8 protein-coding genes are annotated in these 6,632 nt (G+C 63.3%); 2 read left to right on the forward strand and 6 right to left on the reverse strand.

What is annotated here, in order from left to right; translation table 11 throughout:
• Window positions 1–42 precede the first annotated feature (42 nt).
• Genes CQ002_RS27550 through CQ002_RS27570 form a run of 5 tightly spaced genes read right to left on the reverse strand, consistent with a single transcriptional unit; the run spans window position 43 to window position 2,933 of the window.
• Window positions 43–831, reverse strand: a complete 789-nt coding sequence (locus tag CQ002_RS27550) for a molecular chaperone (protein WP_105162516.1) — start codon at window positions 829–831, stop codon at window positions 43–45.
• Between the two features lie 25 nt (window positions 832–856).
• Window positions 857–1,345 carry a spore coat U domain-containing protein gene (locus CQ002_RS27555; RefSeq protein ID WP_034107215.1) on the reverse strand — a complete coding sequence of 163 codons (489 nt, stop codon included), beginning with the start codon at window positions 1,343–1,345 and terminating at the stop codon, window positions 857–859.
• A 2-nt stretch (window positions 1,346–1,347) separates the two neighbouring features.
• Window positions 1,348–1,890, reverse strand: coding sequence for a spore coat protein U domain-containing protein (locus tag CQ002_RS27560; RefSeq protein WP_034107216.1), 543 nt, complete (start codon window positions 1,888–1,890; stop codon window positions 1,348–1,350).
• Window positions 1,891–1,908: 18 nt separating this feature from the next.
• A complete protein-coding gene (locus CQ002_RS27565; RefSeq protein WP_105162517.1) occupies window positions 1,909–2,451 on the reverse strand; it encodes a spore coat protein U domain-containing protein in 543 nt (180 codons plus the stop codon).
• Window positions 2,445–2,933: a spore coat U domain-containing protein gene (locus CQ002_RS27570; RefSeq protein ID WP_174555884.1), complete on the reverse strand. Its 489-nt coding sequence runs from the start codon at window positions 2,931–2,933 to the stop codon at window positions 2,445–2,447. The genes CQ002_RS27565 and CQ002_RS27570 overlap by 7 nt, the downstream gene beginning before the upstream one ends.
• A gap of 224 nt (window positions 2,934–3,157) precedes the next feature.
• On the opposite strand from CQ002_RS27570, the gene zapE reads away from it, so the two are divergent.
• Both zapE and CQ002_RS27580 read left to right on the forward strand, forming a co-directional pair.
• Window positions 3,158–4,252 carry a cell division protein ZapE gene (zapE, locus tag CQ002_RS27575; RefSeq protein WP_105162518.1) on the forward strand — a complete coding sequence of 365 codons (1,095 nt, stop codon included), beginning with the start codon at window positions 3,158–3,160 and terminating at the stop codon, window positions 4,250–4,252.
• A gap of 39 nt (window positions 4,253–4,291) precedes the next feature.
• Window positions 4,292–5,593, forward strand: coding sequence for a leucine-rich repeat-containing protein kinase family protein (locus tag CQ002_RS27580; protein WP_105163147.1), 1,302 nt, complete (start codon window positions 4,292–4,294; stop codon window positions 5,591–5,593).
• Between the two features lie 122 nt (window positions 5,594–5,715).
• On the opposite strand, the gene CQ002_RS27585 is transcribed toward CQ002_RS27580, so the two are convergent.
• Window positions 5,716–6,423, reverse strand: a complete 708-nt coding sequence (locus CQ002_RS27585; RefSeq protein ID WP_028616915.1) for a YebC/PmpR family DNA-binding transcriptional regulator — start codon at window positions 6,421–6,423, stop codon at window positions 5,716–5,718.
• Window positions 6,424–6,632 lie beyond the last annotated feature (209 nt).

Here is a 6,632-nt window from a genome sequence, read left to right on the forward strand (position 1 = left end):
TCCGTTTAAAACCCGGGGCTATCCTGCCCCGCTACACGCTTGTTACCGTTGCGGCGCGAGGCTCTCCAACTGCGGCGCACCGTTGACCCTGACCTGAAGTGGCTGGTCGGACGACAGCCCATCCGGTACCGGCCAGCGCATGGTCGCGCCGGGCAGTACATAGCCCAGCAAGCCGTCGACCAAGGGCCGCGTCTGCCCACCCTGTTTGAACGCCGCATCGGTGAGGCGCGCATGCACGGCGCCCTGGTTGCGCACTTCGAGGTATTGGCGCCCCGCCACCGTGACGGTGTGCCAGCTCAAGTCCGGTTTGCCGGCGCCCTTGGGGTCGCGCTGGCGTGTGCTGTCTTCCTTGCTCCACAGGCCCGCGCCGTACGCAAACAGAGGCACTGAATAACGCATCTGAAAGCGGATCGCTGCCGCGGTGCTCTTGCCCTCTGGCGGCGTGGGCACCTGCAAGGGCGAAGGGATTTCATCGATGATGATGCGGTAGGCCAGCTCTTGCCCTGGCGGCACTTCGCGGGTGCGGGTCAGGCGTACCAGTTGTTTTTGCCCTGGCTCGATCCGTGCCACGGGTGGGCTCCCGATCACATCGCGCTGGTTCTGGTATTGCTCGTCGAAACCGCTCTGGCTCCAGGCGAATACGCGAATCTGCAGGCTTGCAGTTTCGGTCCCGCGGTTTTCCAACCACAACGCGCTGGCCTGTTGATCGGCCTCCAGCACCGGGTCGATGGGCCAGATCAGCACTGAGCTGGCCGCCTGCACAAACCCCGCCGTGCACGCAGCACTCAAGGCAAGACCCGCGGCCCACAGCCGCCGGGAAGGTGAACGCATAACCCCACTCCTTATACCAATAGCCTTACCACGTCAGCTGCACCTGCAGCGTGTCGCTGTATGTCCCCCCAGGCTGATTGCCCGGCAATTGCACCCGCCCATAGATCGGCAAGCTGATGGTGTTCGCATCGCTGTAGGCCACGTTGACGCTCTGGCCTATCCCCAGGCTCTGGCTGAACGCCGCATCCCGAAACAACTGGTAAGCCACGCGCGCGCTGCCGCTATTGAGCTGCAAATTGCGCCCGGTGCTGCTGTGCAGCCCGCCGTCGACGCTCATGCTCAGCGCCACCCCCGGCGTGCATTGCAACGTGACGCCCCCCGTCAGCGCTGCCGTGACTGTGTTGGTGGCCAGGGCCGAGTAGCTGCCGTAGGTCAGTGCGCCATAATTGGAGCCACCGCCCACAATCAGGCAGCCGGGGGTGATGGTCGCGCTCACCTGGAAGCTCTGGCTGGTCACTGCCGACAACGGCAGCGGCACCGCCAGCCCACAAGCCAGCAACGCTCTGAGCCACATCGCTAGAACGTCAGTTCCACGGCCACAGTGTCGGTGTAGGTGCCCGCCGGCAGCCCCGCCTTGCCCACTGCCCGGCCGTAGAGGTTGACGGTCTGTGCCACGCCGGTACTGGTGGCGAGGGTGATCACCCCGTCAATCGCCAGCAGCGCGGAGTGGCCGCTGTCGGTGTAGAAGTCGTAGGGCACGAAGTTGCCCGCACCGTCGGCCAATGCGCGACTGCCACCCGGGGAAGCGCCGTCATGGGCGCCGGCGCGCACCTTGACCGCTGGCGTGGTGCCGCTGGAGCAAAGGATCGACAACGCCCCACCGGTGCCGGTACCGCCCAGCAACTGGGCATCGGCATTGGTGAACAGGCTGTTGGTGGTACCAAAATTCAAGGAACCGAAGTTCAGGCCGGTGGCCGCCCCGGAGCCGTTCACCTGGCAGCTGGCGATCAATATCAGGCTGGAGGTGATCTGCCCGGTCACCGTGGTGGCGGCGTTGAGGCTGGAAGCCATCGCCAGCCCCAGCGCACAGACGCCTAATCGCGAAACAAGTACATGCATGGTTTTCATCCTCTTGAGTTACCAGTCCAGTGTCACCGTCAACGTGTCGGTGTAGATCCCTGCCGGTAAGGCACTGGTATTTGCCACCACGGAGCCAAATACCGGGATCGGTATCTGGGTGCCCCTGGCCACGACAAAATTGCGTTGCTGCCCGATGCTGTAGGTGGTGCGCCCCTGCGGGTCGGCAGACAGTCGATAAGGAATCATCTGGCGTCCATTGCTCAGGCGCCGGGTGGTGCCGTCGGCGTTGGTGCCGCCATCGATGGTCACGGTGAAGCTCGAGACCGAGGGGTTGCAGGACACCGCCAAGGGCGCCTTGTCACCGTCGGTGATGCCAGCGCCGAGCGGGTTGTTCCAGGTCGGACCCTGGCTGCCGAAGTCGAGCATCGCCGTGCCGCCCGTGGGGTTGACCGGCGCGCTCTCAACGCCTTTGCTCACTTCGCAACTGGCAGTGATCACCAGCCGAGCCTGGATCAGCCCGCTGGCGGCAGCCGCCTGCGCGTCATCTGCCAGCACCAGCAGGCCGCCCATGGCCACCAGGGCCAGGCAGCGGCTTACCATGTCACCGTCACCTTGAGCAGGTCGGTGTAGCGGCCGACGGCGGGAATGTCCTTGAGAGGCTCGATCCGGCCATAGAGCGGCAGGTCGACGAAACCGGCGTCCGGCACCCTGCCGCTGAGTGGCACGTCCACCGGCAAGGGCACGCGCCGCGCGGCGTCGGCGTAGATGCGATAGGGAATGGGTTTGGTTGACGAGGTGGCGCTGAGGTAGCGCACTTCACCGGTGCCGCCATGCAGGCCGCCGTCGACACGTACCTGGTAGGGCGTGTCGGGGTTGCACTCCAGGCGCGGCTGGCGCTGGCTGATCAACGCCGCACTCAGGGGCCCGGCCGGGTCATCCAGACGCGGGCCGCTGCCGAAATCCAATACGCCAAGTTGCTCGATGCCAGCGCTGCGGGTAGTGCCCACCAGCTGGCAGCCCCGCTGCACGTCGATACGCACCTCCACCTGGAGCTGTGCACCGTAAGCCGTGCTGCAGAGCATCGCGCCCATGACTGCCAATACTGCTCGTCCCTTCACTGCCCCAACTCCTTGCACAGGGGTGACTCCTGTGTAGGAGGGTAGACACTTGCCGAGAAACTGCCAGTCTGGACAGGCGTGCATCCGTGACATGCTTTTTCGAGATAGCGCGTCGCGCCCTTATCTATTGGTCAAAACGCAACGAGCGCCCTAAAGTAAGCGACCACTGAAATACAGAGTGACTTGCATTGGCCGCGCTTTCCCTGATCCGTCGCCTGCTCGGTAACAAAACCGAGACCCTTGACGCCTCGCCCATCCCCGCGTTCTTTCAGCAAAAGGCCGAGCAACAGGGTTACACCCTCAGCACCGGCCAAACCCGAGCCATTGCAGCCCTGTCCCAGGAAACCCAGCACCTGCTCGCCGGCCAGCCCGCCCGCAGCCTCTACCTGCACGGGCCGGTGGGGCGTGGCAAGAGCTGGCTGCTGGATGGCTTTTTCCAGGCGTTGCCGATTGCCGAGAAGCAACGCGTGCACTTCCATGACTTTTTCGCCCAACTGCATCGCGGTATGTTCAAGCATCGCGACCAGGACGATGCCCTGGCCGTGACCCTCGATGAACTGCTGACAGACTGCCGGGTGCTGTGTTTCGACGAATTCCATGTCCACGATATCGGCGACGCCATGCTGATCACGCGGCTGTTCAAGGCTCTGTTCGAGCGCGGTGTGCTGGTGCTGGTGACGTCTAACTATGCGCCCCAAGGCTTGCTACCCAACCCGCTGTACCACGAGCGCTTCAAGCCGGTAATCGACCTGATCGCCGCGCGCATGGAGGTGCTGGAAGTCAGCTCGCCCCAAGACTTTCGCAGCCTGCCCCAGGCCCAAAGCGAACAACGCTTTACACGCGGTCGGTACGTATGGCCGGGAACCGCAAGCCAGCGAGTGGCACTGGGTCTTCCCGCTGCGGGCTGCCCCGCCCTACCCTTGGCCGTCGGCCACCGGACCTTGATGTGCCGCGGCCACACGGGACGCAGCGTTGCCTTCACCTTCAACGACCTGTGCGAACAGCTGACGGCGGTGATGGACTACCTGCTGCTGTGCCAGGACTACGACCACTGGATCATCGACGGCCTGCCACTGTTGGCGGAGTGCCCGATTGCCGTGCAGCAGCGCTTTATCAACCTGGTGGATGTGCTTTATGACCGGGACAAACAGCTGGTATTGATCGGCGAACGGCCGCTCGATGTTGCCTTGGGCGGCCAGGCCATCGACCTCGCGCGAACGGCCAGCCGTCTGGGCCAATTGCAGCAGGCCGGCCCGCAACCTGCGCGCGACCCGGTATCATGAGCGCCATTTACGCCTTCTAGCCGAGTGACCGCGCCGTTCATGAATACCCTCGCCCAACTCAAGGCCGGCCAATTGGCCGGTATCACGCGCCTGGACCTGTCCTGCGGGCTGACTGAATTCCCGCGGGAAATCTTCGAACTGGCCGATTCCCTGGAAATCCTCAACCTCAGCGGCAACGCCCTGAGCAGCCTGCCTGACGACCTGCATCGCCTGCCACACCTGCGCGTGCTGTTTTGCTCCGACAATTTGTTTACCGAACTGCCGGCCAGCCTGGGCCAATGCGCCAAGCTGAGCATGATCGGCTTCAAGGCCAACCAGATCAGCCACGTGCCCGCCGCCGCCCTGCCGCCCCCGTTACGCTGGCTGATCCTGACCGATAACTGCATCAGCGAGCTTCCACAGGCATTGGGCGAACGGCCACTGCTGCAGAAGCTGATGCTGGCCGGCAATCAACTGGCGCAGTTGCCAGAAAGCCTGGCCAACTGCCATAACCTTGAATTGCTCCGCATCGCCTCCAACCGCTTCACGCGCCTGCCGCAATGGCTGCTGGCGTTGCCCAGCCTGACGTGGCTCGCCTATGCCGGCAACCCGGTGGAAATGGCCGTCGACGTGATGAGCGATGATGCGACAGCGAACATTCCCTGGTCCGAGCTTGAACTGGCCGAAGTGCTCGGCGAAGGCGCTTCCGGCATCATCCGCAAAGCACGGTGGAAACCATCAGGCAAAGCCGTCGCCGTCAAACTCTATAAAGGCAGCATCACCAGCGACGGCTCGCCGCTGCACGAAATGCAGGCCTGCATAGCCGCCGGGTTGCACCCCAACCTGATCAAGGTAGCGGGCCGCGTTGTCGGCCACCCCGACCACCAGGCCGCACTGGTGATGGACCTGATCGATCCCAGTTACCGCAACCTCGCCGCGTTGCCGAGCCTGGCTTCGTGCACCCGCGACGTCTACGAACCAGGCACCCGCTTCAGCCTTGAAGTGGCGTTGCGCCTGGCACGCGGGATCGCCTCGGTGGGCGCGCACCTGCACCGCCACGGCATCACCCATGGCGACCTGTACGGCCACAATATCCTGTGGAATGAAGCGGGCGATTGCCTGCTGGGGGATTTCGGCGCGGCGTCGTTCCATGCCACGGCGGATACCGTGGAGACCCGGGCGTTGCAGCGTCTCGAGGTGCGGGCGTTTGGGGTGTTGCTGGGGGAATTGTTGGAGCGGGTTGAAGGTCAGGTCAGTGATGACTTGGTAGCACTGCAACTCAGCTGCTGTCAGCCCAGTGTGTTGGCGCGGCCGGGGTTCGACGAAATCGAAACCTTGCTGGGTGCTATCCAACACGTCTAAACCAATGTGGGAGCGGGCTTGCTCGCGAAAGTGGTGTGTCAGTCGACCTACTTATTGACTGACCCACCGCATTCGCGGGCACGCCCGCTCCCACATTTAGATCACCTATAGCCCGCTAGCTATCAGCCCGCCAGACCGACGAACATGTCCTGCACGTCATCATGGTTGTCCAGGCCTTCGAGGAACGCTTCGACTTCTGCCATCTGCTCATCGCTCAAGCCACTCACCGGGTTCTTCGAGAGGTAGCCCAGTTTGGCCGACAGCACGGTGAAGCCCTGCTCCGGCAAGGCTTTCTGTACGGCGTCGAGGTCGGTGGTCTCGGTGATGAACAGGGTGGTGCCTTCTTCTTCACCGTCTTCGAAATCCTGGGCACCGGCTTCAATGGCGGCCATTTCCGGATCGGCGTCCGGGCTGTCCGGCGAGGCTTCGATCAGGCCGACGTGGTTGAAATCCCAAGCCACGGAGCCGGAAGCACCGAGTTGGCCCTTGCGGAACGCTACTCGGATTTCGGCCACGGTGCGGTTGATGTTGTCGGTCACGCACTCGACGATCAGTGGCACCTGGTGCGGGGCGAACCCTTCATAGGTCACGCGGTGGTACTGCACGGTTTCGCCGAGCAGACCGGCGCCTTTCTTGATGGCGCGGTCCAGGGTTTCCTTGGGCATCGAGGCCTTTTTGGCCTGTTCCACCACCAGACGCAGGTGAGCGTTGGTCGAGGTATCGGCGCCGTTGCGCGCGGCGATGGTGATTTCTTTCACCAGCTTGCCGAAGATCTTGCCCTTGGCATTGGCTGCCGCTTCTTTATGCTTGACTTTCCACTGTGCGCCCATGACTCACTCTCTTCTATCCATCGCGCCGAAACGTCTACTGGCCGGCGCTTTGGGGGCAGAGTTTATAGGGCAAAAACGCTCTAATCCACCAAAAAACCGGCCATACCCTTCAGGTTCGCAAGGGTTTGATCGCCACGTTGCGGTCCGGCACGAAATCCCCGACCTGGGCCAGCACTGCCGGCCGGGCATTCCAGTACGGCATCAACACC

This window comes from Pseudomonas sp. MYb13 (assembly GCF_002980075.1).
Lineage (GTDB): Bacteria > Pseudomonadota > Gammaproteobacteria > Pseudomonadales > Pseudomonadaceae > Aquipseudomonas > Aquipseudomonas lurida.

Coding starts and splice junctions, on each gene's coding strand:
- CQ002_RS27585 (WP_028616915.1), bottom strand. CDS start 6,423: ATGGGCGCACAGTGGAAAGTCAAGCATAAAGAAGCGGCAGCCAATGCC.
- CQ002_RS27550 (WP_105162516.1), bottom strand. CDS start 831: ATGCGTTCACCTTCCCGGCGGCTGTGGGCCGCGGGTCTTGCCTTGAGT.
- CQ002_RS27565 (WP_105162517.1), bottom strand. CDS start 2,451: ATGGTAAGCCGCTGCCTGGCCCTGGTGGCCATGGGCGGCCTGCTGGTG.
- CQ002_RS27560 (WP_034107216.1), bottom strand. CDS start 1,890: ATGCATGTACTTGTTTCGCGATTAGGCGTCTGTGCGCTGGGGCTGGCG.
- CQ002_RS27580 (WP_105163147.1), top strand. CDS start 4,292: ATGAATACCCTCGCCCAACTCAAGGCCGGCCAATTGGCCGGTATCACG.
- CQ002_RS27555 (WP_034107215.1), bottom strand. CDS start 1,345: ATGTGGCTCAGAGCGTTGCTGGCTTGTGGGCTGGCGGTGCCGCTGCCG.
- CQ002_RS27570 (WP_174555884.1), bottom strand. CDS start 2,933: ATGCTCTGCAGCACGGCTTACGGTGCACAGCTCCAGGTGGAGGTGCGT.